This is a genomic window from Parageobacillus sp. NEAU-HV-2, assembly GCF_059115485.1.
Genome location: NZ_JBXUJJ010000002.1, coordinates 494,543 through 520,882, shown reverse-complemented (window position 1 = coordinate 520,882; position 26,340 = coordinate 494,543). Strand labels below are relative to the sequence as shown.

The 26,340-nt window shown below is 46.2% G+C and carries 25 protein-coding genes and 1 pseudogene; 3 read left to right on the top strand and 23 right to left on the bottom strand.

The features are described 5' to 3' along the window. The 9 genes and pseudogenes from AC1WMD_RS06125 to AC1WMD_RS06085 all read right to left on the bottom strand — a co-directional run. Nucleotides 1–379: pseudogene (locus AC1WMD_RS06125) on the bottom strand (RNA-guided endonuclease InsQ/TnpB family protein); the annotation flags it as partial. Nucleotides 380–610: 231 nt separating this feature from the next. Then, nucleotides 611–1,918, bottom strand: coding sequence for a dihydrolipoamide acetyltransferase family protein (locus AC1WMD_RS06120; protein WP_494256288.1), 1,308 nt, complete (start codon nt 1,916–1,918; stop codon nt 611–613). Nucleotides 1,919–2,008: 90 nt separating this feature from the next. Continuing rightward, a complete protein-coding gene (locus tag AC1WMD_RS06115) occupies nt 2,009–2,992 on the bottom strand; it encodes an alpha-ketoacid dehydrogenase subunit beta (protein ID WP_043905406.1) in 984 nt (327 codons plus the stop codon). A 13-nt stretch (nt 2,993–3,005) separates the two neighbouring features. Next, the gene (locus tag AC1WMD_RS06110; RefSeq protein ID WP_017435233.1) at nt 3,006–4,001 is read right to left on the bottom strand and encodes a thiamine pyrophosphate-dependent dehydrogenase E1 component subunit alpha; all 996 of its coding nucleotides are present in this window, start codon (nt 3,999–4,001) and stop codon (nt 3,006–3,008) included. 23 nt (nt 4,002–4,024) lie between these two features. After that, a complete protein-coding gene (gene lpdA / locus AC1WMD_RS06105; protein WP_043905407.1) occupies nt 4,025–5,446 on the bottom strand; it encodes a dihydrolipoyl dehydrogenase in 1,422 nt (473 codons plus the stop codon). A 15-nt stretch (nt 5,447–5,461) separates the two neighbouring features. Then, nucleotides 5,462–6,574 (bottom strand): butyrate kinase, encoded by a 1,113-nt coding sequence (gene buk, locus AC1WMD_RS06100; protein ID WP_043905408.1) that lies wholly within the window; start codon nt 6,572–6,574, stop codon nt 5,462–5,464. Nucleotides 6,575–6,648: 74 nt separating this feature from the next. Beyond that, nucleotides 6,649–7,752, bottom strand: a complete 1,104-nt coding sequence (locus AC1WMD_RS06095) for a leucine dehydrogenase (protein ID WP_043905409.1) — start codon at nt 7,750–7,752, stop codon at nt 6,649–6,651. Nucleotides 7,753–7,773: 21 nt separating this feature from the next. Beyond that, a complete protein-coding gene (gene yqiS, locus AC1WMD_RS06090; protein WP_494256311.1) occupies nt 7,774–8,694 on the bottom strand; it encodes a phosphate butyryltransferase in 921 nt (306 codons plus the stop codon). A gap of 123 nt (nt 8,695–8,817) precedes the next feature. Beyond that, entirely contained in the window at nt 8,818–10,884 is a 2,067-nt protein-coding gene (locus AC1WMD_RS06085; RefSeq protein ID WP_494256285.1) for a sigma-54 interaction domain-containing protein, read from the bottom strand. A 139-nt stretch (nt 10,885–11,023) separates the two neighbouring features. On the opposite strand from AC1WMD_RS06085, the gene AC1WMD_RS06080 reads away from it, so the two are divergent. Next, a complete protein-coding gene (locus AC1WMD_RS06080) occupies nt 11,024–11,272 on the top strand; it encodes a DUF2627 domain-containing protein (RefSeq protein WP_043905412.1) in 249 nt (82 codons plus the stop codon). 10 nt (nt 11,273–11,282) lie between these two features. On the opposite strand, the gene AC1WMD_RS06075 is transcribed toward AC1WMD_RS06080, so the two are convergent. Then, nucleotides 11,283–12,011 carry a glycerophosphodiester phosphodiesterase gene (locus AC1WMD_RS06075; protein WP_043905413.1) on the bottom strand — a complete coding sequence of 243 codons (729 nt, stop codon included), beginning with the start codon at nt 12,009–12,011 and terminating at the stop codon, nt 11,283–11,285. 106 nt (nt 12,012–12,117) lie between these two features. Here AC1WMD_RS06075 and AC1WMD_RS06070 point away from each other — a divergent pair, with 106 nt between their 5' ends. Both AC1WMD_RS06070 and AC1WMD_RS06065 read left to right on the top strand, forming a co-directional pair. Continuing rightward, nucleotides 12,118–12,264, top strand: coding sequence for a YycC family protein (locus AC1WMD_RS06070; protein ID WP_070104534.1), 147 nt, complete (start codon nt 12,118–12,120; stop codon nt 12,262–12,264). A 798-nt stretch (nt 12,265–13,062) separates the two neighbouring features. Beyond that, on the top strand, nt 13,063–13,413 hold the full coding sequence (locus AC1WMD_RS06065; protein ID WP_043905414.1) for a YqzG/YhdC family protein: 351 nt from the start codon (nt 13,063–13,065) through the stop codon (nt 13,411–13,413). A gap of 149 nt (nt 13,414–13,562) precedes the next feature. Here AC1WMD_RS06065 and AC1WMD_RS06060 read toward each other — a convergent pair whose 3' ends face one another. From AC1WMD_RS06060 to AC1WMD_RS06000, 13 genes are all read right to left on the bottom strand, one after another. Then, nucleotides 13,563–13,820, bottom strand: a complete 258-nt coding sequence (locus tag AC1WMD_RS06060; protein ID WP_043905415.1) for a DUF2164 domain-containing protein — start codon at nt 13,818–13,820, stop codon at nt 13,563–13,565. A 208-nt stretch (nt 13,821–14,028) separates the two neighbouring features. Continuing rightward, nucleotides 14,029–14,814, bottom strand: coding sequence for a sporulation transcription factor Spo0A (spo0A, locus tag AC1WMD_RS06055; protein ID WP_494256283.1), 786 nt, complete (start codon nt 14,812–14,814; stop codon nt 14,029–14,031). 297 nt (nt 14,815–15,111) lie between these two features. Then, nucleotides 15,112–16,404, bottom strand: a complete 1,293-nt coding sequence (spoIVB, locus tag AC1WMD_RS06050; protein ID WP_043905417.1) for a SpoIVB peptidase — start codon at nt 16,402–16,404, stop codon at nt 15,112–15,114. A 125-nt stretch (nt 16,405–16,529) separates the two neighbouring features. Further along, on the bottom strand, nt 16,530–18,251 hold the full coding sequence (recN, locus tag AC1WMD_RS06045; RefSeq protein WP_043905418.1) for a DNA repair protein RecN: 1,722 nt from the start codon (nt 18,249–18,251) through the stop codon (nt 16,530–16,532). Nucleotides 18,252–18,270: 19 nt separating this feature from the next. After that, nucleotides 18,271–18,720: a transcriptional regulator AhrC/ArgR gene (ahrC, locus tag AC1WMD_RS06040; protein WP_043905419.1), complete on the bottom strand. Its 450-nt coding sequence runs from the start codon at nt 18,718–18,720 to the stop codon at nt 18,271–18,273. 247 nt (nt 18,721–18,967) lie between these two features. Beyond that, nucleotides 18,968–19,801 (bottom strand): TlyA family RNA methyltransferase, encoded by an 834-nt coding sequence (locus AC1WMD_RS06035; protein WP_043905420.1) that lies wholly within the window; start codon nt 19,799–19,801, stop codon nt 18,968–18,970. Nucleotides 19,802–19,804: 3 nt separating this feature from the next. Next, nucleotides 19,805–21,697 carry a 1-deoxy-D-xylulose-5-phosphate synthase gene (gene dxs, locus AC1WMD_RS06030; RefSeq protein WP_494256281.1) on the bottom strand — a complete coding sequence of 631 codons (1,893 nt, stop codon included), beginning with the start codon at nt 21,695–21,697 and terminating at the stop codon, nt 19,805–19,807. A gap of 210 nt (nt 21,698–21,907) precedes the next feature. Next, entirely contained in the window at nt 21,908–22,792 is an 885-nt protein-coding gene (locus tag AC1WMD_RS06025; RefSeq protein WP_409994246.1) for a polyprenyl synthetase family protein, read from the bottom strand. 12 nt (nt 22,793–22,804) lie between these two features. Beyond that, a complete protein-coding gene (locus tag AC1WMD_RS06020; RefSeq protein ID WP_043905423.1) occupies nt 22,805–23,038 on the bottom strand; it encodes an exodeoxyribonuclease VII small subunit in 234 nt (77 codons plus the stop codon). Continuing rightward, nucleotides 23,031–24,386 (bottom strand): exodeoxyribonuclease VII large subunit, encoded by a 1,356-nt coding sequence (xseA, locus tag AC1WMD_RS06015; RefSeq protein ID WP_043905424.1) that lies wholly within the window; start codon nt 24,384–24,386, stop codon nt 23,031–23,033. Before xseA ends, AC1WMD_RS06020 begins: the two co-directional genes overlap by 8 nt. A 29-nt stretch (nt 24,387–24,415) precedes the next feature. Then, on the bottom strand, nt 24,416–25,270 hold the full coding sequence (gene folD / locus AC1WMD_RS06010) for a bifunctional methylenetetrahydrofolate dehydrogenase/methenyltetrahydrofolate cyclohydrolase FolD (protein ID WP_043905425.1): 855 nt from the start codon (nt 25,268–25,270) through the stop codon (nt 24,416–24,418). Between the two features lie 19 nt (nt 25,271–25,289). Beyond that, nucleotides 25,290–25,688, bottom strand: coding sequence for a transcription antitermination factor NusB (nusB, locus tag AC1WMD_RS06005; RefSeq protein WP_043905426.1), 399 nt, complete (start codon nt 25,686–25,688; stop codon nt 25,290–25,292). 239 nt (nt 25,689–25,927) lie between these two features. Next, a complete protein-coding gene (locus AC1WMD_RS06000; protein ID WP_043905427.1) occupies nt 25,928–26,329 on the bottom strand; it encodes an Asp23/Gls24 family envelope stress response protein in 402 nt (133 codons plus the stop codon). Between the last annotated feature and the right edge of the window lie 11 nt (nt 26,330–26,340).

Sequence of the window (26,340 nt, the reverse complement as noted above, 5' to 3'; positions counted from 1 at the left end):
GATGAATGCCCATCGACAGTTCGATTTTTCCGTTTTCGTAAACCTTGAAACCGTCTTTCGCCCATTTCGTTGGGAAGTACTTCTTTTTCTTGTAGGGATAACGAGCAGGATGTCCTTGCTGGATGGCGTGGTGTGCAGCTTGTCTTGCGAAGAGATATTTGTGGCAGACCGCTTGAATCGATTGGCTGTGAAGATGGAACTTCCTTTTCGTTTGTTTTTGCAGCTCGCTTTTGGTAATCCAGCACCCATGCTGGAGGAAGTGTTCTTTGGCTAAGCGGAGGCATTCATTCCAAACACGGGCGGATTCCCGATTACAGGCATACAATCGGTCCAAATCCGTTTTCGATGCCCGGAAGAACACTTTTTGCCCACGAAGCATGGTGGATCCTCCTTTCAACAAATCATGGATAAGAATAGTATAGCACATATGTTCTGTATTTAGAAGAAAAAAACAACCGATTCCTCTCCCATCTACACTCTGTTTAGAGGTGGGAGACTTCTCGGTAAATATGTTAAAGAAGAAAAACCCTATCAGATTTTAATCTATTAACCATTTTTTGAAACAAAAAAATAAACTCCTACCGCACCAACGTGCGATAGGAGTTGTTTATTAATAAATCGGCGTATTGTCTTTCGATACGTTTTCCAAAATCTCTTTGACACGCGCCAGGAAGCGGCCGCAGATTAAGCCGTCGAGGACGCGGTGGTCAAGCGATAAACATAAGTTCACCATGTCGCGGATGGCGATCATGCCGTCTTTGACAACCGGGCGTTTGACGATCGATTCGACTTGCAAAATCGCTGCTTGCGGATAGTTGATGATGCCCATCGATTGCACTGAACCGAAAGAGCCGGTGTTGTTCACCGTAAATGTGCCGCCTTGCATGTCCTCTGGGCGGAGTTTGCCGGCGCGCACTTTCGCGGCGAGCTCGGTGATTTCACGGGCGATGCCTTTGATTGATTTTTCGTCGGCGTGCTTAATGACCGGCACGAATAACGCATCGTCTGTCGCAACGGCGATCGAGATGTTGATATCTTTTTTCTGCACAATTTTGTCACCCGCCCACATCGAGTTGAGCTGCGGGAATTCTTTGAGCGCCTGCGCGACCGCTTTGACAAAGAAGGCGAAATACGTTAAATTGAAGCCTTCGCGTTTTTTGAATTCGTCTTTGATCGAGTCGCGATACGCAACCAAGTTTGTGACATCGACTTCGACCATCGTCCAGGCGTGCGGCGCTTCGTGCTTGCTGCGAAGCATGTTCGTGGCGATCGCTTTGCGCACCGGTGTGACCGGAATTTCGATGTCGCCTGCTTGAACAGGAATGCTCGGTGCTGCCGGCTGTTTTGGAGCAGCTGCTGATTCTGCTTTCGGCGCTTCTTGCGCTGGTGTTGGCTGCGGTGCAGGCTGGGCCGAAGCGGCTGGCTGCCCATCGGCTTTCGGGATATTTCCGGATTCGATGAGTTTTAACAAATCTTTGCGCGTAATCCGTCCGCCCAGTCCTGTTCCTTGCACTTGCTCCAAATCAATATTATGTTCTTGAGCGAGGCGAAGAACGGCTGGCGAATAGCGGCCTTTATTGGCCCGATCCGCTTTTTTCGGAGCTTGGGCAGCTTCTCCCTTTGTCTCTTCTGCTTTCGGTGCTTCCTCTTGTTTCGTTTCCGCTACTGTTCCTTCGCCTTCCACTTCAATCGTACAAATCACGGCGCCAACCGGCAGCGTTTCCCCTTCTTTGGCGATGATTTCTTTAATGACGCCTGTAAAGGAGGATGGAATTTCGGCGTTTACTTTATCAGTCATGACTTCGGCGATCGGATCGTATTTATTGACTTTGTCGCCGACGGAAACGAGCCATTTGCTAATCGTGCCTTCGGTGACGCTTTCCCCAAGCTGGGGCATGGTAAGTTGTTCAATTGCCACGTTGATGACCTCCTATCTCCGTTCAAATCTGCATTTTCAATCACATCGAATACCGCTTGGCAAAGCAAGCGGACTGAGAAATCTGCCTGCTTAAAACGCCGCTAGCTCGCGCATCGCTTTTTCGACTTTATCCGGATTGACCATAAAGAATTTTTCCATCGTCGGCGCGTATGGCATCGCCGGAACGTCCGGACCGGCAAGGCGCATAATTGGCGCATCTAAATCAAACAAGCAATGTTCAGCGATAATGGCAGCTACTTCGCTCATGACGCTTCCTTCTTTGTTATCTTCCGTAATAAGCAGCACTTTCCCTGTTTTGCTTGCTGCCTCAATAATCGCTTCTTTATCTAACGGATATACCGTGCGCAAATCAAGGATATGAGCGGAAATGCCGTCTTGCGCTACCCGTTCTGCCGCTTGCAGCGCAAAATGAACGCATAATCCATACGTAATAACGGTAATATCGTCGCCCTCGCGTTTAACATCGGCTTTGCCAATTGGCAATACATAATCGTCTTCCGGCACTTCGCCTTTAATTAAGCGATACGCGCGTTTATGTTCAAAGAAAAGAACCGGGTCTTCATCGCGGATGGCCGCTTTCAAAAGCCCTTTCACATCATACGGTGTCGATGGCATGACAATTTTTAAACCTGGCTGGTTCGCAAAAATCGCTTCCACTGATTGCGAATGGTATAATGCGCCGTGAACGCCGCCGCCATACGGGGCGCGAATGACGATCGGGCAGTTCCAGTCGTTGTTCGAGCGGTAGCGAATGCGGGCCGCTTCAGAAATAATTTGGTTGACCGCCGGCATGATGAAATCGGCAAATTGAATTTCAGCAATCGGGCGCAGTCCGTACATCGCCGCGCCAATTCCGACGCCAACGATCGCGGATTCGGCCAATGGAGTGTCAATGACGCGCTCTTCGCCAAACTGTTCATACAATCCTTGCGTCGCTTTAAATACTCCGCCCTTTTTGCCCACGTCTTCCCCTAATACGAAAACGCGCGGGTCACGTTCCATTTCCTCACGAATCGCCATCGTCACAGCATCAATATAGGAAATCACTGGCATCGTCCATTCCCCCTTACTTCTCTGCATATACATACTTTAAGGCATGTTCTGGTTCCGCATACGGCGCTTTTTCTGCATAATCCGTCGCTTCGTTCACTTGCTTCATGACGCGGTCGTGAATTTCTTTCTCCAATTCATCTGTCAATACACCGACTTCTTTCAAATATTTCGCGAAGGAAATAATCGGGTCTTTGGCACGCGCTTCTTCTAACTCTTCTTCGGAACGGTATGCTCGTTGGTCGTCGTCGGAAGAATGCGAGGTTAAACGATAGGAAACCGTTTCAATCAATGTCGGTCCTTCGCCGCGGCGGGCGCGGTCCGCTGCTTCTTTGACAACTCTGTACACTTCAAGCGGATCGTTTCCGTCTACCGTATAGCCCGGCATGCCGTAGCCGATGGCCCGGTCCGATACTTTTTCGCACGCCAATTGTTTGGAAATTGGCACGGAAATCGCGTATTTGTTATTTTCGCACATGAAAATAACAGGCAATTTATGCACGCCAGCAAAGTTGGCGCCTTCATGGAAATCGCCTTGGTTCGATGATCCTTCCCCGAACGTCACAAACGCAACAAAATCTTTCTTTTCCATTTTCGCCGCCAGCGCGATGCCAACCGCATGCGGCACTTGCGTCGTTACGGGAGATGATCCGGTTACAATACGGTTTTTCTTTTTCCCGAAGTGACCTGGCATTTGCCGGCCGCCGGAGTTTGGATCTTCCGCCTTCGCAAACGCGGAAAGCATTAATTCCGTCGGCGTCATTCCAAATGTTAAAACAACGCCCATATCACGGTAGTAAGGCAAAACGTAATCTTTCGTACGGTCAAGGGCAAACGCCGCGCCGACTTGTGCCGCTTCCTGTCCTTGGCAAGAGATAACGAACGGAATTTTTCCAGCGCGGTTTAATAACCACATACGCTCGTCGATTTTACGGGCCAACAACATCGTTTCATACATTTGTAATACTGTTTCATCGCTTAACCCTAGCGCTTGATGACGGTTTTCTGCCATCGAAAAAACCTCCCTTTATTCGCTTAAAAATGAATCGCTTTTCCATCCACGGCAAGTGCCGCTTCCGCCATTGCTTCCGATAGCGTTGGATGCGGATGAATCGTATGCGCCACTTCCCACGGAGTCGCATCCAAGACGCGCGCTAACCCCGCTTCAGAAATCATATCGGTGACGTGAGGACCGACCATATGAACACCAAGCAAGTCGTTCGTTTTTTGATCGGCTACGATTTTCACGAACCCTTCCGCTTCGCCGAACACGAGCGCTTTACCGATCGCTTTAAATGGAAATTTTCCGACTTTGACATCATATCCCTTTGCTTTCGCTTCTTCTTCCGTTAAGCCGACGCTTGCGACTTCCGGACGGCTGTAGACACATTTCGAAATCATGGTGTAGTCGATCGGGGATGGGTTTTGGCCAGCAATATGCTCGACAGCAACGATTCCTTCATGGGACGCTACATGCGCTAGCTGCAAGCCGCCGATGACATCGCCAATCGCATAAATATGCGATTCTTTCGTTTGGTAAAACTCGTTCGTTTGAATAAATCCTTTTTCGACGACAATATCGGTATTTTCGATGCCGATTCCTTCAATGTTTGCTTGACGGCCAACGGAGACGAGCATTTTTTCGGCGGTAAACGTTTTTTGCTCGCCATTATGCTCCGCTTGAATTGTCACACCATTTCCTTTTTCCAATGTTTCAGGCAAGACTTTTGCCCCTGTGACAATTGTAATGCCACGGCGTTTTAAAAGCTTTTCCACTTCTTTGGAGACGTCATGATCTTCCGTCGGCAAAATGCGCTCGGCGTATTCCAATACCGTCACGTCGACACCAAAATCATTCAGCATCGATGCCCATTCAATGCCAATGACACCGCCGCCGACGATAATAATCGAAGAAGGAAGTGTTTCCATTTGCAGCGCTTCATCGGATGTCATGACCAATTTGCCGTCAATGTCAAGGCCTGGCAGCGTTCGCGGACGCGAACCTGTGGCGATGATGACATTTTTTGGCACGAGCATTTCGTTTTCCGAACCGTCATTCATTTCCACGGAAATCGTTCCCGGCATCGGCGAGAAAATCGATGGGCCTAAAATGCGCCCAGTTCCGGCATAAACGTCAATTTTTCCTTTTTTCATTAAGTGCTGGACGCCTTTATGGAGCTGCTCGATAATGGCTGCTTTGCGCGCCTGCACTTTGGCGAAGTCAAGGCGTACATCGCTTGCCACGACGCCAAACGTTTCGCTGTTTTTCGTTTGCGCGTATACTTCCGCGCTCCGCAGCAGCGCCTTGCTTGGAATACAGCCGGCATGCAGACACGTTCCGCCCAGCTTGCCTTTTTCGACAACGGCTGTTTTTAACCCTAGCTGGGAAGCGCGAATCGCCGCCACATATCCTCCCGTGCCGCCGCCAAGGATGACGAGATCATATTCTTTTGCCATATCGTTTTCTCCTTTCTATCGCAAAACGGTTGTGTGTGTCACATTTCCGCTCGGATATACTTTGTCTTTTTCTTCGCCGCGCAACACGCGCAACGCCCCTTCCGCAAGCGCTTGCAACTCGTTTTCACCAGGGTGAACAATCACATCGGCAATCCAGTGAACGCGATCGCTGATTTCCTTCACAAACTGTTTTCCGTAGGCAAGGCCGCCCGTTAAAATAATCGCGTCGACTTTTCCCGCCAATGCAGCGCTTGCCGCTCCGATTTCTTTTGCCACTTGATAGGCCATTGCGCTATATACTAGCTTCGCCTTTTCATCGCCCGCTTCAATCATTTTTTCCACTTTTACCGCATCATTGGTGCCAAGGTAACCGACTAGCCCGCCTTTGCCGACAAGCATGCTCATTACTTCATCACGGAAGTATTCACCGGAGAAACATAAAGAAACGAGGTCGCCAGCGGGCACGGTGCCGGCGCGTTCCGGGCTAAACGGACCTTCGCCGTCCAATCCGTTATTAACATCGACTACGCGGCCTTTTTTATGGGCGCCGACGGTAATTCCGCCGCCCATATGGGCGACAATAAGGTTCAGCTCTTCATACCGTTTGCCGAGCTGCTTAGCAACGCGGCGAGCCACCGCCTTTTGATTGAGAGCATGGAAAATGCTTCTCCGCTCAATGAGCGCAAATCCAGAAATACGGGCGATTGGCTCAAGTTCATCAACGACAACAGGGTCAACAATAAACGCGGGGATATTTAACGCTGAAGCAATTTCATATGCCAAAATGCCGCCAAGATTCGAAGCGTGCTGGCCGGAATAGCCTTTACGCAAATCCTTGAGCATCTGTTCATTGACACGGTACGTGCCGCCTTCAATTGGGCGCAAAAGCCCGCCGCGGCCGCAAACAGCACTTAACTTGGAAAGATTAATTCCCTCTTCATCGAGAGCGTCTAGAATCGTTTGTTTGCGAAATTCATATTGATCAATAATCGATGGATAGCGCTGCAGCGTTTCTGCGTCATGGCGAATCGTTTTTTCAAAAATGGAGCGTTCATTTTCAAACACACCAATTTTTGTCGAGGTCGATCCGGGATTAATGGTTAAAATGCGAAACTTCTGCTCTTGCAACGGTTGCTACCTCCATTTCTGGGTGCGGAAGCAGAAAATATTTTCCTGCTTTTCCGCTTCCGCTTATATTGTCCTTAACGACCGCGACGGCGGCTTAAAATATGATGACCGTTTTGCAAGAATTGGCTGCGGGACTTGCGCATCGTTTCAATGCGTTCCTCCGCAAGACGGTCTGCTGCTTTATACGTCGGAATGCCGTCGCGTTTCGCAATGGCAAATACTTTTTCGATGTTGTCGTAAATTTGTTCGATTTTTTTCATTGCGCGTTCGCGATTGTAGCCGTACAGCTCATCGGCAACGTTAATGACACCGCCGGCATTGATGACGTAATCCGGTGCGTACACGATGCCCATTTCATGAATGATATCGCCATGTCTCGGTTCTTTTAGCTGGTTGTTCGCCGAACCGGCAATGACTTTCGCTTTTAATTGCGGAATCGTTTGGTCGTTAATAATGCCGCCAAGCGCACATGGAGCAAAAATATCGCAATCAACGCCATAAATATCGTTCGGGTCTACCGCTTTGGCGCCAAATTCTTCAACGGCGCGCTGCACCGCTTCTTTGTTAATGTCAGTAACGATAAGTTGCGCCCCTTCTTCATGAAGATGACGGCATAAATGATAGGCGACATTGCCGACCCCTTGCACGGCGATCACTTTTCCTTCTAATGAATCGCTACCAAATGCTTCTTTTGCCGCCGCTTTCATGCCGCGATACACTCCATATGCCGTTGCTGGAGAAGGATTGCCCGATGAACCAAATTCTGGCGAAATTCCTGTCACATAATCTGTTTCTTGGTAGATAATATCCATATCGGCAACGGTGGTGCCGACGTCTTCCGCGGTGATATAGCGGCCGTTTAATCCTTGAATAAAGCGGCCGAACGCGCGGAACATCGCTTCATTTTTATCTTTGCGCGGGTCGCCGATAATGACCGTTTTCCCGCCGCCAAGGTTGAGCCCTGCCGCAGCGTTTTTATACGTCATGCCGCGTGCTAAGCGGAGCGCGTCTTCAATCGCTTCTTCTTCCGAGTTATACATCCACATGCGCGTACCGCCTAATGCTGGGCCGAGAGTTGTATCGTGAATAGCGATAATCGCTTTCAATCCCGATTCTTTGTCTTGGCAAAACAACAATTGTTCATAATCGTATTTTTCCATGTATTTAAACAGTTCCATGATAACTTCCTCCCTAATTTTTTATTTGGATGCGGAACAAACCGCGAGCGCTAACGAATACAGTTTGCTTTCCGCCGAATCGGCGCGTGATGTAAGGACAATCGGTGCCTTCGCCCCAGCGATGACGGCCCCGACTTTGGCATTGGCAAAATAAACAAGCGATTTATATAGCATATTTCCCGCTTCAATGTCAGGAACGAGCAAAATATCTGCCCTTCCCGCCACTTCGCTCTCAATGCGCTTATGTTCTGCCGCTATAGCCGAAACAGCATTGTCGAGGGCAAGCGGTCCATCAATGATGCAATCTTTTATTTGTCCGCGTTTTTGCATCATGGTCAGAGCTGCCGCATCAACGGTAGCTGGCATCGCCGGGTTGACTACTTCCACCGCCGCCAACGGCGCCACTTTCGGCATGTCAATGCCAATTGACCGGGCTACGGCAACGGCATTCGCCACAATCTGCGCTTTTTGTTCCAAATCCGGCACAATGTTCATCGCCGCATCCGTCACAATAATGAAACGGTCATATCCAGGGACTTCAAATACAGCCACATGGGAAAGCACCTTTCCCGTCCGCAGGCCGTATTCTTTGTTTAACACCGCTTTTAACAACGCAGCGGTTGGGATGTTCCCTTTCATCAGGACATTTGCCTCATTGAAGTGAACAGCTTTTACCGCCAGCTCAGCGGCTTGCACAGCAGAATTGGCATGGACGACTTCAATATGTCCGGAATTCGTATAGCCTTTTCGCCTTAACAGTTGCACAATTTGTTCACGGTCTCCATACAACACAAACTTTCCGAAATGACGATCGAGCGCCATCGTCACGGCATCAATCACTTCTTCATCTTCCGCTGCCGCGACAGCTACCGTCATATCGGTATATTTGGTTGCATGATCGATCAACGATTGCAGCTTCATCTTATGCACCAACCTCTTCATTAAAATTTGCGGTGGCATTTTATTAACATGCAAAAATCGTGCCAACCCAAAAAGTTGAAAGCGCTTTATTTTTCGTGAATTTTGTTTTACTGATTATAAGCAATAATTTGCATGGTATGCAAATTATTGCGTGCTATTTTTGTCAATGTTATATTTCTCCAGCTTGTAATATAAATTGCGAATCGAAATGCCCAGCGCCCGCGCTGTCGCCGTTTTATTGTTGTTGTATTTTCGCAGCGCCTGCTTGATGATGCTTGCTTCATATTGCTCCATCATCTCCTCAAGCGGACGGATTTCCGGCTCCTTCTCATTTTTATGGGGAGAAGAATCGGCTCGCGGAATATCAAGGAGCGGAATATGATGAACATCGATCATCACTTCATTAAACTTCATAAAAATCATCGCCCGGCCTAATACGTTTTCCAATTCGCGCACATTCCCCGGCCAATCGTAAGCGAGGAGGAGGTCAAGCGCGGCCGGAGTGACTCCTTCGACATTGCGCCCGTAATCTTGGTTCAGCTTTTGAATTAAATGCTGGCACAACGCCGGGATATCTTCCTTCCTTGCCCGCAGCGGCGGAATGTAAATCGGCATGCGGTTTAAGCGGTAATATAAATCTTCGCGGAATGTCCCTTCGGCAATCGCTTTTTCTAAGTTGACATTCGTAGCGGCAATGACACGGACGTTAATCGGAATTGGCTTCGTGCCTCCGACGCGGACGATTTCCCCTTCTTGCAAAACGCGGAGCAGTTTCGCCTGCGTATTCGCGGAAAGCTCACCGATTTCATCAAGGAAAATGCTGCCGTTGTTCGCCTCTTCAAACAAGCCGCGTTTGCCGCCGCGTTTTGCCCCGGAAAATGCCCCTTCTTCATAACCAAATAGTTCGCTCTCTAATAGTGTTTCAGGAATGGCCGCACAATTGACACGGATAAATTTGTTATATTTTCTATCACTTGCATTATGAATCGCGTGAGCAAATAATTCTTTTCCCGTGCCGGATTCACCGCGCAGCAATATCGTCACCGGCGTTTTTGCGGCTACTTTCGCTTGTTCAATTGCTACCTTTATTCCCTCTGACGTACCGATAATATCGGCAAACGAATATTTCGCTTCGAGTGTACGGATAATTTGCCTTGCCCGATTGAGTTCCGCTGTCAGCCGCTGGATCTCAGATACGTCATGAATCACCCCGACGCTGCCTTTCAGCACTCCATCGACAATAATCGGCGCCACATTCACGACCACGTCACGGTTTTTCGGCCCGACTTTCATACGCACCCCGCGGACAGGCCGCCGCGTTTTTAGCACTTGCATATGCATGCTTTCCCCTTCGGCGATATCGGCTGTCGCCGGCTTTCCAATTACTTCTTCTTCCGACAGGCCGGTAATGCGCGTATACGCCGGGTTGATTAAAATGCCGTTTCCATGCTCATCGACAACGGAAATCGCTTCCTCTGACGAATGAATAATCGCTTCGAGCATCATGCGCATTTCTTTTAAGTCGGTAATTTCCTCGGCCAGTTTCACCAATTCGGTAATATCTTTAAAAATCGCCAGTGCGCCGAACAGTTTTCCGGTCTCATCCATCATCGGAATTCTTGTCGTTATAATTTTTTTCCCATTGGCTAGTTTTACTTCCTGGTGAAATTCCGTCTGTTTCGTTTTTAATACCCGCGGCAGTCCGCTTGTCGGCAGAACTTCTACAATGTGTTTTCCAATTACTTTTTCCTTATCCACTTCAATCATTTCGGCGGCGCTGTTATTAATATCGGTAATGTAAGCATATTCATCAACAACAATCATGCCATCATGAGACGAGTTAAAGATTAAATCGCGTCTTGTTGTCTCGCTTTTCAGTTTTGCAATTAACATTTCCTTTTCTTCCACCAATTCTGCCATCATATGGGCGACGGCTCCTGGTACGACAGTGATGTTAGGAGCACACTGCCCTCGAATGTCATCCAACACTTCCTGCTTCCCTGTCGCTTCAATAACGAGGTCAATTTCCTCACTAATAAAAGCACGCCAATCCGTGCCGACAGCAATATTCCATTCCCGCGCCAGTTTTATTCCGGGAGCCGTCTCATCAATATCTACTACGGCTGTTACCTGAAATGCTGTTGTTTTATGCAGCAGTTTTAGCAGCGCCGTTCCTCCGGTTCCCGCTCCCACGATTAATACTTTTTTCATCGTTCTTCACCACTCTTTGGCATATGCAATTTTTTGCAGACATTTTTATCATAACGGTTTTTTCTTTGCTTGACAAACGCAGAGGAACAGTTAAGATGGTTCATGAAACTACCTTTTTTTCGAAAGGATCAAGATGACGATGGTACGAATGATCGCTCTTCTTATTTTAGTGATTCCCGGCTTATTGGCGGCGCTTGGAATTAAATGGATGCGCGACACCTTATTTGGTATTTTGCACTCTCCGTTTCCATTTCTTTCCTTGCAGTTTTTAGCGGGGTTCCTTTTGTTTGCAGGCGGTCTGGCATTTATCGGCGGATTTATTTTATATCGCGACCGCAAGCGCAATAAAGTGCAGCCGAGGTTTCAAAACAAGAAAAAAACACCTTAAACATTTTTGTTTAAGGCGTTTTTTTTAATACTTCCCTCGCCTGACGCGGATAATCGGTAAAAATGGCATCGACTTTGTATTGGAACATTTTTTTCATTAAAGATTCTTTGTTAATGGTAAAGGGGCGAACGGCAATTTGATGACGGCGGGCCTGGCGAATAAACGGCTCTGTCACGTTGCGATGATAAGGATGCAGCCCCTTTGCCTGCATAACGCGGACATAGTGCCATGGTTCATATAACGGCTCGATATACAGCAAAGCCGTTTCGATCGCAGGGGCAAGGCGGTGGCACCACGCCATGCTGTTATGATTAAAGGACGAGAGAACGGTTCTATCTTCAAGACGATAGTGACGGATCATGGCGATCACTTTTTCTTCCAATTTTTCGTAGGCGATCAGGCTGTTTTTTAATTCGATATTCAATAGAAGTGGCTTTGAACAAATCCAGGCAAGCACTTCTTCTAGCAATGGAATGCGGCAGGTGCCGTATTGATCAGCAAATTTATATGCTGCATTAAACTGCTGCAGTTCATGATACGTAAAATCTTTGACCCAGCCGGTCCCATCAGTCGTTCGGTCGATCGTTTCATCATGAATGACGACAATTTGTCCGTCTTTTGTCAGTTGCACATCTAATTCAATGCCGTCTGCTCCCGCCCGTTCTGCTTCATAAAAAGCAATCATCGTATTTTCCGGATGCGTGCCGGCGGAACCGCGGTGCGCGAAAATTTTTGTCATTCGTTTATTACTCCTTTCCGTTTCCGATGCAAAAGCGATCATAAAAATATATGCAGGAACATAACAACATTTGCTATACTGTTTTATAAGCAAGCGAGGTGATACTATGCAGCCGCTAAAAATTTCGTTGGAAACGGCGCAAAAGCTGGCCAAAGCGCTAGGGATGCCGATCGAACGAATCATGCACATGCCACAGCACATTTTAGTGCAAAAATTGCTCGAACTGGAAAAAAAGCAAAATGAGCAATCGTAAAAAAGGCAGTCCACATCGGACTACCTTTTTTATTAGGAAGCCTTATGTTCCCATCTTAACCCCGAGTGCGACACTTACAAATCATTCCTCACCGGAGTTCTACTCTTTTTTGTTCTTTTCCTGTCAGACAAAAAATTTGACTACTACTCATCATAACGTATTTCAAGCAAGAGGGATTAGCAAAGCGACTAAGTCAGAGATGCAGAAGACTTACCACGCGTTAACACCATTTTCTCCGTAATTCATCGGGAAAATAATGGGAAATAGTCGCTTTTTTGCCTAATTTGGTGTATTATTAACTTAAGGTCAATCGTGCGAGCAGGGTGGGCGGTTGAGCCTCCAATAAGGAGGGGAAGCCGATGGACATGCCGACAGCGATGTTTATGATTTCGCTGGTGACATTGGTCGTGTTGCTGATCGAAAAAATAAAAAAGTAACCCACCCTGTGTTTGGCCGACGGAGGGTGGATTACTTTTTTTAAAATCCCAATGAAGTTTGCCAATCGCTCATCTTGTGACGTGCGATTGACTTAAGCCGAGGTGCTGCCGCACACATATCATATTATATCATGCTTCCGAAGGTTAAAAAACATAAATCCGTAAATTTATTTTAACAAAAACTGAATTTTGTGTCTAGAGACCTATGTAAAAAGTCACCTCTCGTTTGCTTCTACGAGAGGTGGTTTTTTATTTTACGACAATGTGACTCAATATCAAAATCGGGCAAAATAGAAACCCCTCCTACTTACCGTTGTGTTTCCGGTAAATATTTGGGAAGTATAAACCATGAGGTGATTGGATGAAAAGAACTTTTATGATGCTCTTGCTCGTGGCAATGGCTTCAACATCTATTCCTGTCCATGCTGAACCAAAACCATATGGAAAACAGACTGAACAATCTATTCCCAGTCCTCCATATGCAAAATGGAGTACATTAGCTATACGGGAAACCAACAAGAAGTATCCGAACGCGAAAATTGTTGATTATCTACATGTAGGTCGACAAACCGTATCCTCAACCACTACCCGAGAAACATTCAAACTTTGGCTAAAACAAGGAGATCGTGAGTTTGGGGTTTATGTAAGAATAACATTTGATACAGTAACCGAAAGGATTCAAGCAATCGTTTTTGAAGAAACAGAACGATAAATCAACATAAGCCACTTCCAGCGGTGATGGAGTGGTTTTTTATTCTAAGCTCTATAACTGTTGGTTGTTGTTTCCGAACAAAAGAAACCCACTAAGAAAAAAGTGGGTTAATTGAACTCTTGCACCGTTAGTTGGTTCAACAAGGAAGTTTAATTCTTATTGTAAGGTATGATTGGTCTTTCAAGAGATTGTATATCCTCTTCTAAACTCATCATTTTCTGTTCAAATACCTCTTTTGCATCTTTCACACCTTGGTTATAAAAGTAAGGCCCAATTTCTTTTAAAACAAAATCAAGTAGGCTTCCTGCTGCCAAATCACCAATTTCTTCTGACCGTTCATTATAAAAATAATCCTTAATTTTATAAATAATTTGATCTTTAATTTCCTTCGGAAGCCGAATATACATCGAATTCTCCTTTCACCAAATCATGGATAAGAATAGTATAGCACATATGTTCTGTTTCTGGAAGAAAAAACAACCGATTCATCTCCCACCTACACTCTATTAAGAGGTGGGAGACTTCTCGGTAAATATGTCAAAATCCGATTTATTGGCTTTTTATAACTTGATGTAAAATTATTCCATAACATTTAGACCGTTGATATTAACGGTTTTAAGACGCCTTATGCTCTAATCTTAACTTATCCGCCACCATCGCGATGAATTCCGAGTTCGTCGGTTTTGCTTTCGACATGCTGACGGTGTAGCCGAATAAGGAAGAAATGGATTCTAGATTGCCGCGGCTCCAAGCAACTTCGATCGCATGGCGGATCGCCCGTTCGACACGGCTAGCAGTGGTGTTGTATTTTTTCGCGATATCCGGATAAAGCACTTTCGTAATGGAACCGAGCAATTCAATATCATGATACACCATGGCGATTGCTTCGCGTAAATATAAATACCCTTTAATATGGGCAGGAACGCCGATTTCGTGGATGATGCTTGTAATGCTCGCATCCAAGTTTTTCGGCTTGTTGTCGCGCGCTTGGTAAGATGGAGCCGTTTTTTTCATGATCGGCGTTGTTTTTCCATGGATTTGCCGGATATGATGCACTAAATTTTCCATATCAAACGGTTTTAAAATAAAGTAAGAAGCGCCGAGTTCGACCGCTTTTTTTGTTACATCTTCCTGGCCAAATGCCGTTAACATAATGACGTGCGGCTGCTGCTTCAGCTTCGTGCGGATTTTTTCCAGCACCGCCAACCCGTCTAAATGAGGCATAATAATGTCTAGCAGCAAAATATCCGGCTGCTTTTCTTCGAGCATATATAAGCAATCTTGGCCGTTATAAGCTGTTCCGATTACCTCCATATCGTTTTGGCTAGAAATATATTCCTCAAGCAGGCTAACTAATTCGCGATTATCGTCTGCAATACATACTTTGATTTTCAAGAACATCTTCCTCCCTTACTTCCTATTTTCTATGTAGAAAAATCCATTTGGATACATTCGACAATAGAATGACAAAATCCTTTTACTTTTTACGAAATATTGAAATAAATGATTCTTTAAATTATAACAAAAATTGATTGAATTTGACAATTTGTAGATAGAAATTGTTGCCTTTTTGTCGAAAAATCTTCATACATTCATTTTATATAATGTTTCACCAAATATCTATGCAAAAAAGATGAATTTCTTGACGTTTTTTACAAAATTTTTTGCTGTGAATTGGAAAAAGGCGGGCTGAATCGATCAGCTCGCCTTTTTGTTCTGTTTGCCATATATATCAATGCCTGCTTCGTTTAACATCCATTCAATATGAACGCCATATCCTGAGGTTGGGTCATTCACAAATACGTGTGTAACAGCGCCAACTAATTTCCCGTCTTGAATGATCGGGCTTCCGCTCATGCCTTGAACGATTCCACCCGTTTTTTTCAATAGCCGCGGGTCGGTGACGCGGATAACGAGACCTTTAGTGGCTGGAAATTTTTGTGGAATGGTGCTGACAATTTCAATGTCAAATTGCTCGACTTTGTTGTCTTCTACGACCGTCAATATTTTTGCTGGACCTTCTTTTACTTGGTTCGCTAAAGCAACGGGAATCGGTTCGGTAAAAATTCCGTTTTCCACCGGTTTCGTCAGCGTTCCAAAAATGCCAAACGCGCTGTTTTCCGTAATATTTCCAATTACTTCTTCACTCTCGGAAAATCGCGCTAATTTCTCCCCCGGATTACCGCTGCTTCCTTTTTCAATCGACGTAACCGTTGATTTCATAATTTGCCCATTTTGTACGACAATCGGCTTTTTCGTATCCATGTCCGAAATGACATGGCCGAGTGCTCCATATTTTTTCGAAACAGGGTCATAAAAGGTCATCGTGCCAATTCCCGCAGCAGAATCCCGGATATATAGACCAATGCGATAAGCGTGGTCATGTTTATCCTTGAGCGGAATCAATTTAGTCGTAAAGGAGTGTTGGTCACGCAGAACTTGGAGGTGAAGCGGTTTCCCTGTTTTTCCTGATTCCTCAATGAAAGGGGAGAGATCGCTCATCTTTTCGATTTTTTTGCCATTAATGCTTGTAATGATATCTCCTACTTTAATCCCGGCTATTTCTCCCGGGGATTTTTTGCCGTTTTCGGTTTCGACGAGATGGTAGCCAACAACAAGAACTCCTACCGTATTTAACTTAACGCCAATCGATTGCCCTCCAGGAATAACCTTTAACGTCGGCAGTACTTTTACATCCACTTGTTTGATCGGCATTCCGGCAACTTCTAATACCATTTTCTTTTCTCCACTTTGTTTTGCCTTTATAGAAAGCGAATGAGCTTGTCGCTGAACTTCTATTGATTTGGGAGCGTTTTTTACTGTTGCTTGAACTGGAAGTGTTGCGGTAGGAAACCGTACCGCTTCTCCTTCAAACAGAACGATTTGTTTTGGAATTTGCAAATATTCTTTCATCGGCTTGGACATGCCAATGATCATTAATAAAATAAGGAGAAAAACCCCAACGATTTTTCGGATTGTTTCTGTATTCAATCTTGTTCACTCTCCTCGCTCCCACCTACACCTTTCAAAAAGCGGCTACAGTTTTAATTTTGCCTTAAACAGTGAAAATATAATCGTTGGGGCTATAAAAAAAGCTACCCATAATGGATAGCCCTTCATTGTTTGATTTTTGTTGCTAGCTCGAGCAGTTCTTTGGCATGTTTTTTTGTCAGTTCCGTAATTTCCACACCGGAAATCATCCGTCCAATTTCTTTTACTTTTTCTTCCTCTGTCAATGCTTTCACCAGCGTTTTCGTTCGGGTTCCGTCCGTTTGTTTGGCAATAAACAGATGCGTATCCGCCATTGCTGCTACTTGCGGCAAGTGGGAAATGCAGAGCACTTGCGAATCGATGGAAATGCGGTAAATTTTCTCGGCAATCGCTTGGGCCACACGGCCGCTGACGCCTGTATCGACTTCATCAAAAATGATCGATGTAACGCCTTGATGTTTGGAAAAAATGCTTTTTAACGCCAGCATGATGCGAGAGAGCTCACCGCCGGAAGCAATTTTGGCAAGCGGTTTAAGTGGTTCGCCGACATTGGTGGAAATATAAAACTCGACCACGTCCACACCGTCTTCATGAAACTTGACGGGCACTCCGTCCAAAAGCGGTGCGTCGAGCGGCCCTTCCCGCTTGGCAAATACGATGTCAAACTTCGTTTTTTCCATATATAGATCCTTTAGTTCCTGATGGATACGGTCGATTAACATTTTTGCATATTTTTTGCGAACGTTCGTTACGTTTTTTGCTTCAATTAATAAATCTTCCATCACCGATTTCAGTTCTTTTTCCAGTTCATGAACATGGATTTCCCGGTTTCGAATCGTATCGATTTCTTCAGCAATTTTTTCCGCGTATTGCAAAATCTCTTCAATCGTCGAGCCGTATTTTCGTTTTAATTGATTAATTTCGCTTAGGCGGCTTTCGATGAAATCTAGACGGTATGGATCATATTCTAATTGTTCGAGTTCATCGCGCAATTTATACGTGATGTCTTCTAATAAATAATAACTGTTGGCGATCGTTTCATACGCTTCCTTTAGCGCCGGATCGATGGAGGCAACATCGTCTAAATGGCTCATCGCCAGCCCTATCCAATCGAGGCCGCGCTGCTCACCGGACAGCGCTTCATAGCTATGTTTCAAGGCTTCGTAAATTTTTTGGAAATTAACAATTTTTACCTTTTCCTCCATCAATTGTTCATCTTCATTTGGCTGTAAATTTGCCTGCTGAATTTCATTAAGCTGAAACGTCAACAAGTCAAGGCGATGGGCCATTTGTTGTTCATTTTCATTTAATTTTTTCAGCTTCTTCCGCAATTGTTCATATTTCTCATAAACGGCGCGGTATTCGGCCAGCGCTTCTGCAATTTCCGCGCCGCCGAATTCATCTAATAGCGGAAGATGCCGCGATGGATCCATTAATTCCTGATGTTCATGCTGCCCGTGAATATCAACGAGCGTCGAACCAATCTCACGCAATACCGCTGTCGTTACTAATTTTCCGTTTACGCGGCATACGCTTTTTCCAGTCGCGAAAATTTCGCGGCGCAGCACAATCATTCCTTCGCTAATATCGATGCCGACTTCGGCGCATTTGTCATAACACGGATGAGTTTCATCATCTAATAAAAAAAGTCCTTCTATTTCCGCCTTCTCTTCTCCATAACGGACAAATTCTACGGAACCGCGGCCGCCAATCAGCAAATGAATCGCATCAATAATAATTGATTTTCCTGCTCCCGTTTCCCCTGTTAATACTGTTAACCCTTTCTCAAACGAAACCGACAGCGATTCGATAATGGCGAAATTTTTTATGGATAATTCCGCAAGCAAAGGGAATCACCACCTTTATTTAAAGCATTTCCATCAACTGTTTTGATACCTTGTCCGCATCTTTCACTGTGCGGCAAATAATGAGGCACGTATCATCGCCGCAAATTGTGCCGACGATTTCGTTCCAATCCAAATTATCCAATAAAACGCCGATGGCATGCGCATTGCCCGGCAACGTTTTTAAAACGAGCAAATTCCCCGCTCCGTCCAATTTGACAAACACATCTACTAAAACGCGTTTGAGTTTTTGCATCGGATTGAAGCGCTGGTCAGAAGGCAGGCTGTATTTATAGCGCCCGTTGGCCATCGGCACCTTGACGAGCTGCATTTCTTTGATATCCCTTGATACCGTTGCCTGCGTTACGTTAAACCCTGCTTTCTTCAGCATATCGACCAATTCATCTTGCGTTTCGATGTCGTGACTCATAATAATTTCACGAATTTTAATGTGCCTTTGTCCTTTGTTCAAATTCCGCCACCTCACAAAATAATGTCACGCTGAATCTCCACACGACTAAAGTCGGTAGGTTTTGACGTACTTAAGAGTTTTTCCTACACCAGCGTGTAAGCACTCACTCTTGTTCCACCAAACTTTCATGGACAAACACCTCATTGTTGCTTAGCGCCCTGTCGGCTCGATTCAGAACCGTAGTCACGGGCTTTCGTGGTATATACTTGTGTAAAAACGGGAATAACCGCAACCGTTATTCCCTTTCTTAAGCAGAACTGTTTTTTAGCTGTACATGGGCTTCTTTTACTACTTCAGCGACCGTCTTCACTAAATGATTCTCTCCTCCTTCATCATTTCCCGAAAAGCGAAGGTGGAGCAAAAATTCAATATTGCCATCGCCGCCGGTAATCGGGGAATAGGATACATTCATGACATCAAATCCTTCGCGAAGGGCAAATGCTATGACCGACTCTAATACTTCCTCGTGCACGGCCGGGTCGCGAACAATCCCCTTTTTGCCGACTTTTTCCCGTCCTGCTTCAAACTGTGGCTTCACCAGGGCGATAACGTCGCTATCGGGCACCAGCACTGTCTTTAATACCGGCAATATTAATTTCAAAGAAATAAAAGAAACATCAATCGTCGCAAATTGTGGAAGCCCTTTCGTAAAATAATCCGGCGTAACGTAGCGGAAATTGGTCCGCTCCATCACGACGACCCGCTCGTCCTGGCGCAGTTTCCACGCCAATTGATTATAGCCGACATCAAGCGCGTAAGATAATTTCGCGCCATGCTGCAAGGCGCAATCGGTAAACCCGCCGGTAGATGCCCCAATATCTAAAACAATTTTATCTTTGACGCTGACGTCAAACGTACGCAGCGCTTTTTCTAATTTTAAGCCGCCGCGGCTGACATACGGAATGGCGTTTCCTTTCACCGTTAGCGGGATGTCTACAGGCACCTTTTCCCCTGGCTTGTCTAAGCGGACATCATTCGAATAAACAAGCCCGGCCATAATCGCACGTTTTGCTTTTTCCCGCGTTTCCATTAAGCCGCGTTCCACCAATAGCACATCTAGACGTTCTTTTTTTGCTTTCATCTCTCATGCCCTTTTTTGCTTTTTTGGTATGATCGTTTTGACGCGATCGATAATATGGGAAGTGGTTAAGCCGATTTCATTTAACAGCTCTTTGACACTGCCGTGTTCAATAAAGCGATCAGGAATGCCCATACGGTTAATCACCGCTTGATGGTAGCCATGATCATGGGCAAACTCCAAAACGGCGCTGCCAAATCCGCCTTGTAGTACCGCTTCTTCAATCGTTAAAATCGGCATATTGCTTCCCAGCAGATCGTGCAGCATTTTTTCATCCATCGGTTTAATGAAGCGGGCGTTGACGACCTTTACCGAAACTTTTTCTTTCGCTAGCTTCTCCGCCGCCTCGAGCGCCATGGAAATCGTCGTACCGAATGTTAAAATCGCCAGATCGCTTCCTTCACGCAATACTTCCCATGTACCGATCGGAATTTCCTTGAATTCCTCATCCAATTTCACGCCAAGCCCATTGCCGCGCGGGAAGCGAAGCGCGATCGGCCCGTCGTCATATTGGATGGCCGTATATACCATATGTTGGCCTTCGTTTTCGTCTTTTGGCATCATAATGACAAGATTCGGAACGTGACGCAAAAAGGCGATATCAAACACCCCTTGATGCGTTTCGCCGTCCGCACCGACGAGCCCGGCACGGTCAATCGCAAAAAAGACGTTTAAATTTTGCCGGCAAACATCATGAACGACTTGGTCATATGCCCGCTGCAAAAACGTCGAATAAATCGCCAAAAACGGCTTCATTCCTTGCGTCGCCAGTCCTGCCGCGAGCGTTGTCGCATGCTGCTCGGCAATTCCGACATCAAACATACGGTCTGGAAACTCGCTCGCAAACCCTTCTAATTTCGAGCCGACCGGCATCGCCGGTGTAATCGCGACAATTCGCTTATCGGTGCGCGCCAGTTTCCGTACCGTTTCGCTGACGAGCTCGCTCCACGACGGGGCCGTCTCCACCGGTTTTAGAAAATCGCCGGTTTCGATTTTATACGGGCCGGTACCGTGCCATGTTCCTACTTTATCATTTTCTGCCGGACTATACCCTTTTCCTTTTTTCGTAATCACATGGAGAAGCACCGGACCTTTTGTCTTTTTCGCGTAACGCAAATTCTCGAGCAAATCGTCAAAATTATGGCCGTCAACAGGGCCAAAATACGTAAATCCTAATTCCTCAAAAAAAACACCGGAAACAAGCAAATATTTCAGGCTGTCTTTAATGCGCTCCGCCGTCGCCGCCAATTTGCCGCCGACAGCTGGGATTCGTTTTAATAAAAGCTCTAGTTCGTCTTTTACCCATTGATACTTGCCCGCTGTCCGCAGACGCCCAAGCACGTTGTGAAGCGCACCGACATTCGGAGCGATCGACATTTCATTATCATTTAAAACGACAATGATATCTTTTTTCTCATGTCCGATATGATTGAGCGCCTCAAGCGCCATGCCGCCTGTCAATGCCCCGTCGCCAATAATCGGCACGATATATTCATCCGTTCCTTTCAAATCGCGGGCAATTGCCATTCCCATCGCTGCGGATAGCGATGTAGAACTATGTCCCGTTTCCCATACGTCATGTTCACTTTCGTTTCGTTTGGGAAATCCGGATAATCCTTTATATTGCCGAAGCGTATCAAATTCGGCGGCACGTCCCGTCAAAATTTTATGAACGTATGACTGATGGCCGACGTCCCAAATTAACTTGTCCTTCGGGCTGTCAAACTCTTTATGAAGCGCAATCGTCAGCTCAACGACCCCTAAGTTTGGGCCGATATGCCCGCCTGTTTTCGACAGCTTTTCAATTAAAAATTTGCGAATATCTGCGCTTAGCTCAATGAGTTGTTTGGTAGACATATTTTTTAAAAAGCGCGGATTTTCGATTTTCGTAACGTCCAAACGAGATCACTCGCTTTCGTTTTTATCATTCCCTCTAGACGCGTTGCTATAGTACAGAAGTTAGTTATTATTATACATGATTAGACATAAAAAATCGATTTTTGCTAAGAGAAAAAGAGCCGCTAACACGAATGTGATAACGGCACAAAAGGAAAAACCTCCATTATTTCAATATAACATACTAGCGGACAGTCAGCAATATACAATGCGTCAATGGTCGCGTGTAGCGACTAAATCACAAATATATTGCAATACATCATCCTTTACTCCCGCTTTTTGCAAATAACGTTTGGCCTCGGTAATATGCAAAGCTAATTTCTCTTTCGCTCCCTCCATCGTTAATAACGACGGATATGTCACCTTTTTCTTTTCCACGTCGCTGCCGACCCGTTTGCCAATTTTATCTTCCGAGCCTTCAATATCGAGAATATCATCGCGAATTTGAAAAGCAAGGCCAAGATGGGAGGCAAATTCATATAGATCGCGTTGCTGTCTTTCACTAGCTCCTGCAAGCAGCGCACCTGCTAATACGCAGTATTGCAACATTTTCCCGGTTTTATGGCGATGGATATATTCAAGCTGTGCAAGCGACAGCTCCCGACCTTCTCCTTCAATATCAGCTACTTGTCCCGCCACCATTCCTTCCGGCCCCGCCGCTTTCGCCAGCTCTTCGATTAAACGAATTTGGACTTCCGGCGCGATGCGGTCATCCTTCATCTCCGCGATGACTTGAAACGCGTACGTCAGCAATCCGTCTCCAGCCAAAATCGCCATCGCCTCGCCAAACACTTTATGGTTCGTCGGCTTGCCGCGCCGCAAATCATCGTCATCCATGCTCGGCAGGTCGTCATGAATTAACGAATATGTATGGATCATCTCAATCGCACAGGCAACGGGAAGGCCAATATCCGGATCTTTCTCAAACGAATGCAAAGTGGCAAACAGAAGCAGCGGACGGATCCGCTTTCCACCCGCTTCCAGCGAGTACGCCATCGCCCGCTTTAGCGTGTCAGGCGCCTGCAGCCTCGCGATATAACGCGGCAGCGTCGCTTCCAAACGCTGTTTTTGCCGCTGCAAAAATTGTTCTACTTCCATCCGATTCAAACGTTATTCCTCCTCCTGGATCGAGAAAGGAGCGAGCTGTCCATCTTCTCGCAAAATATATTCCATCTGCTTTTCGACATGCTGCAATTTATCGTGGCAAAGCTTGGAAAGTCTCATGCCCTCTTGAAAAAAAGAAATTGCCTGTTCCAACGGCACGTTTCCTTCTTCTAATTTTTCAACGATCTCTTCTAACTTTTGCATTGCTTCTTCAAACGTCAGTTCTTTTTCTTCACTCATGTAGCTGCTTCTCCTCCATTCCCCATACGTGGCAGTCAATTTGTCCATCTTGCAAGCGCACTTGAATCGTATCTCCTAGTTGAAGCTGGCGAATGCTTTTTACAAGTTCCTTTTTTTCATTATAAACTAAGCTATAACCCCGCTCCATAATTTTCAGCGGACTGAGCGCATGTAAATGGGAAACAAGCGATGTAAAGCGAAGCTCGTGTTGATGTATGATCGTACGCATCTCTTTTTCCAGCGTTTTCGCCAATGCTTGCTGTTTTTCTTTCATGCGCGAAAGCTGTTCAGCGGGATGATAGCGCAATAATGTCAAACGAAGCTGCTCGAGCCGCTCGCGCTGTTTCTCCAACAGCCGCTCGGCATGGCGCTGCAATCGTTCCAGCAAAGCATCTAGCTGTTGTTCTTTTTGTTCATACAGTTTTTCCGGGTATCGAAAGGCGTACGATTTTTGCAAACGCGACAGCCGTTCCGATTCCATCGCGATTTTTTCTTTCATGGCGCGCATGAGCCGCACTTTTCGCTGCGAAATGCGCTCAATTAGCTCGGTCATATGAGGGACGGCCAATTCCGCCGCGCCCGTTGGGGTTGGCGCGCGCAAGTCGGCAACAAAATCGGCGATCGTAAAGTCCGTCTCATGGCCAACCGCGGAAATAATCGGCACTTCGGAAGCGAAAATGGCGCGGGCGACAACTTCCTCATTAAACGCCCATAATTCTTCAATCGAGCCGCCTCCGCGCCCGACAATCAGCACATCAATGTAGCCAAGTTCATTCGCTTTTTGAATGGAACGGACGATTGATTGTGCGGCATGTTCCCCTTGAACGAGCGTCGGAAACAAAATGATCGTGGCAATCGGATAACGGCGCCGAATCGTTGTAATAATATCACGGATCGCCGCTCCGGTCGGCGAAGTGACAACTCCGATATAGCGAGGGAAGGCGGGAAGCGGCTTTTTATGCTGCGGCGAAAACAATCCTTCCGCCTCAAGCCGCTTTTTTAGCTGTTCATACGCCAAATATAAATTCCCGATTCCTTCCGGCTGCATTTCTTTTACGTAAATTTGATAGTTTCCACTCGGCTCGTAAACGGAAATCTCGCCGCGGACGAGCACTTTCATGCCATCTTCCGGGCGAAAATGCAAATATTGATTATATCCGGCAAACATGACCGCCTGAATGCGGGCTTGTTCATCTTTCAGCGTAAAATACATATGGCCGCGCGAGTGATATTTAAAATTGGAAATTTCCCCTTTAATCCATAAATCGCGCAAATGCGGATCGACGTCAAATTTGCGTTTAATGTATTTCGTCAGCGCTCCGACGGTTACATATTTTACCTCTGCCACCGCTTTAACCCTCTCTTATGGAATGAACTTTACCGATGCATAAGCTCCTTTGCCGCCTCGATCGTATTATGAAGCAGCATCGTGATCGTCATCGGTCCGACCCCTTTTGGAACCGGCGTAATGTAGCTTGCTACTTCCTTTACTTCATCGAAATTTACATCTCCGCACAGCTTGCCGTTTTCTAGACGGTTCACGCCGACATCAATGACAACCGCCCCTGGTTTAACATAATCGGCACCAATCAACCGCGCTTTGCCGACAGCAACGATTAAAATATCGGCCTGACGCGTAATGGCAGCTAAATCGTTTGTTTTCGAATGGCAATACGTCACCGTCGCATGCTCGCGCAAAAATAGCTGTCCGACCGGCTTGCCGACAATGTTGCTGCGGCCGACAACGACCACATGTTTTCCTGCGATATCCACGCCGATCGATTTCACCATTACTAAAACACCGTATGGCGTACAAGGGAGAAACGCTTTTTGGCCGACCATCATTCTGCCGACGTTAATAGGATGGAAGCCATCGACATCTTTTGCCGGTGAAATCGTTTCAATCACTTTTAACTCATTAATATGTTTTGGAAGCGGAAGTTGCACTAAAATGCCGTGCACGGATGGGTCAGCGTTCAATTCTCTTATTTTCTCCAATAAAAACTCTTCTGTAATCGTCGCCGGAAACGTCAGCAATGTCGAACGAATGCCAACTTCCGTACACGCTTTTTGCTTTCCTTTTACGTAAGAATGGGAAGCAGGGTCATCACCGACAAGAATGACTGCAAGCCCCGGCTCGATTCCTTTTTGCTTTAGCTCCTCTATTTCTTTTGCCAATTGTCCTCGTATTTCCTTTGCCAGCTCGGCGCCGCTAATGATTTGTGCTGTCATGGGCAACTTTTCTCCTCTCTTATTCTTGAATATGCAATGCATCTTTTACTTTCGAAAGCACACCGTTGACAAAACTCCCAGATTTCGTATCGCCAAATTTTTTAGCTAATTCAACGGCCTCATCTAGGCTCACATTGACAGGAACATCATCGACATATTTCATTTCATAGGTAGCCATCCGCAAAATCGCGCGGTCGACATTCGCCACCCGCTCTAACGTCCATTTTTCCAAGTTGGCGCGCAACAATTCGTCAATTTCTTGCTGATGTTCCACCACGCCATACACAAGCTGCTGCAAAAACGGATCCGCTGCTTTCCCTTCCGTCACGTTTTGCAGCGCCTCGTCCGGAGGGATGCGGCCTACATCGACTTGGAACAATGCCTGCAGCGCCTTTTCCCGCGCTTCATGCCGTTTCATTTTGCTCCCCCCTTTCTAAACACGAACATTTATATTAGAATCATAACATATTTTTCGGATAAAAGGCACTCCCCTGTGCACAAATCATTAGCCTTGATTTTTGTTTATTTTGGAACGCCTATTCGCCTCCTTATTCTTTGACGCCTCTTCATAAAAAAGGCCCGTTCATTACAATAACAAACTTTCAGCAAAAATACAAAAGGGCACGATCGCCTGAAGCGAATGCGCCCTCTTCCGCTTTATCCTTGCTCTACTTCCTGTTCCTGCTTTGCCGTTTCAAACTGAATACCGACAATATGAACGTTGATTTCGCTCGTTTCCAGCCCTGTCATGTTAAACAATGCTTGGCGGACGTTTTCCTGCACTTTTTTGGCTACATTCGGAATCGACGTACCAAATTGGACAAGGCAGTAAATATCGATGGCGACGCCGTCATCCCGTAAATCGACTTTGACGCCTTTGCCGTGATTTTTCTTGCCGAACCGCTCGACAACACCGGCAGCAAAGTTGCCGCGCATTTGCGCGATTCCTTCCACCTCGCTGGCGGCGATCCCCGCGATTACTTCAATCACTTCTGGAGCAATTTCCACTTTTCCTAATGCGCCATGATCTTGCTCCATTTCAAAAATATGTTCTGACATGGTACCCACCT

Excerpts from the sequence above, each read along its gene's own strand:
- AC1WMD_RS06115 (WP_043905406.1), bottom strand. The coding sequence starts at position 2,992 with ATGCCAGTGATTTCCTATATTGATGCTGTGACGATGGCGATTCGTGAG.
- AC1WMD_RS06110 (WP_017435233.1), bottom strand. The coding sequence starts at position 4,001 with ATGGCAGAAAACCGTCATCAAGCGCTAGGGTTAAGCGATGAAACAGTA.
- lpdA (WP_043905407.1), bottom strand. The coding sequence starts at position 5,446 with ATGGCAAAAGAATATGATCTCGTCATCCTTGGCGGCGGCACGGGAGGA.
- AC1WMD_RS06095 (WP_043905409.1), bottom strand. The coding sequence starts at position 7,752 with ATGGAACTGTTTAAATACATGGAAAAATACGATTATGAACAATTGTTG.
- yqiS (WP_494256311.1), bottom strand. The coding sequence starts at position 8,694 with ATGAAGAGGTTGGTGCATAAGATGAAGCTGCAATCGTTGATCGATCAT.
- AC1WMD_RS06085 (WP_494256285.1), bottom strand. The coding sequence starts at position 10,884 with ATGAAAAAAGTATTAATCGTGGGAGCGGGAACCGGAGGAACGGCGCTG.
- AC1WMD_RS06080 (WP_043905412.1), top strand. The coding sequence starts at position 11,024 with ATGGTACGAATGATCGCTCTTCTTATTTTAGTGATTCCCGGCTTATTG.
- AC1WMD_RS06075 (WP_043905413.1), bottom strand. The coding sequence starts at position 12,011 with ATGACAAAAATTTTCGCGCACCGCGGTTCCGCCGGCACGCATCCGGAA.
- AC1WMD_RS06070 (WP_070104534.1), top strand. The coding sequence starts at position 12,118 with ATGCAGCCGCTAAAAATTTCGTTGGAAACGGCGCAAAAGCTGGCCAAA.
- AC1WMD_RS06065 (WP_043905414.1), top strand. The coding sequence starts at position 13,063 with ATGAAAAGAACTTTTATGATGCTCTTGCTCGTGGCAATGGCTTCAACA.
- AC1WMD_RS06060 (WP_043905415.1), bottom strand. The coding sequence starts at position 13,820 with ATGTATATTCGGCTTCCGAAGGAAATTAAAGATCAAATTATTTATAAA.
- spo0A (WP_494256283.1), bottom strand. The coding sequence starts at position 14,814 with ATGTTCTTGAAAATCAAAGTATGTATTGCAGACGATAATCGCGAATTA.
- AC1WMD_RS06035 (WP_043905420.1), bottom strand. The coding sequence starts at position 19,801 with ATGAAAGCAAAAAAAGAACGTCTAGATGTGCTATTGGTGGAACGCGGC.
- AC1WMD_RS06025 (WP_409994246.1), bottom strand. The coding sequence starts at position 22,792 with ATGGAAGTAGAACAATTTTTGCAGCGGCAAAAACAGCGTTTGGAAGCG.
- AC1WMD_RS06020 (WP_043905423.1), bottom strand. The coding sequence starts at position 23,038 with ATGAGTGAAGAAAAAGAACTGACGTTTGAAGAAGCAATGCAAAAGTTA.
- folD (WP_043905425.1), bottom strand. The coding sequence starts at position 25,270 with ATGACAGCACAAATCATTAGCGGCGCCGAGCTGGCAAAGGAAATACGA.
- nusB (WP_043905426.1), bottom strand. The coding sequence starts at position 25,688 with ATGAAACGGCATGAAGCGCGGGAAAAGGCGCTGCAGGCATTGTTCCAA.
- AC1WMD_RS06000 (WP_043905427.1), bottom strand. The coding sequence starts at position 26,329 with ATGTCAGAACATATTTTTGAAATGGAGCAAGATCATGGCGCATTAGGA.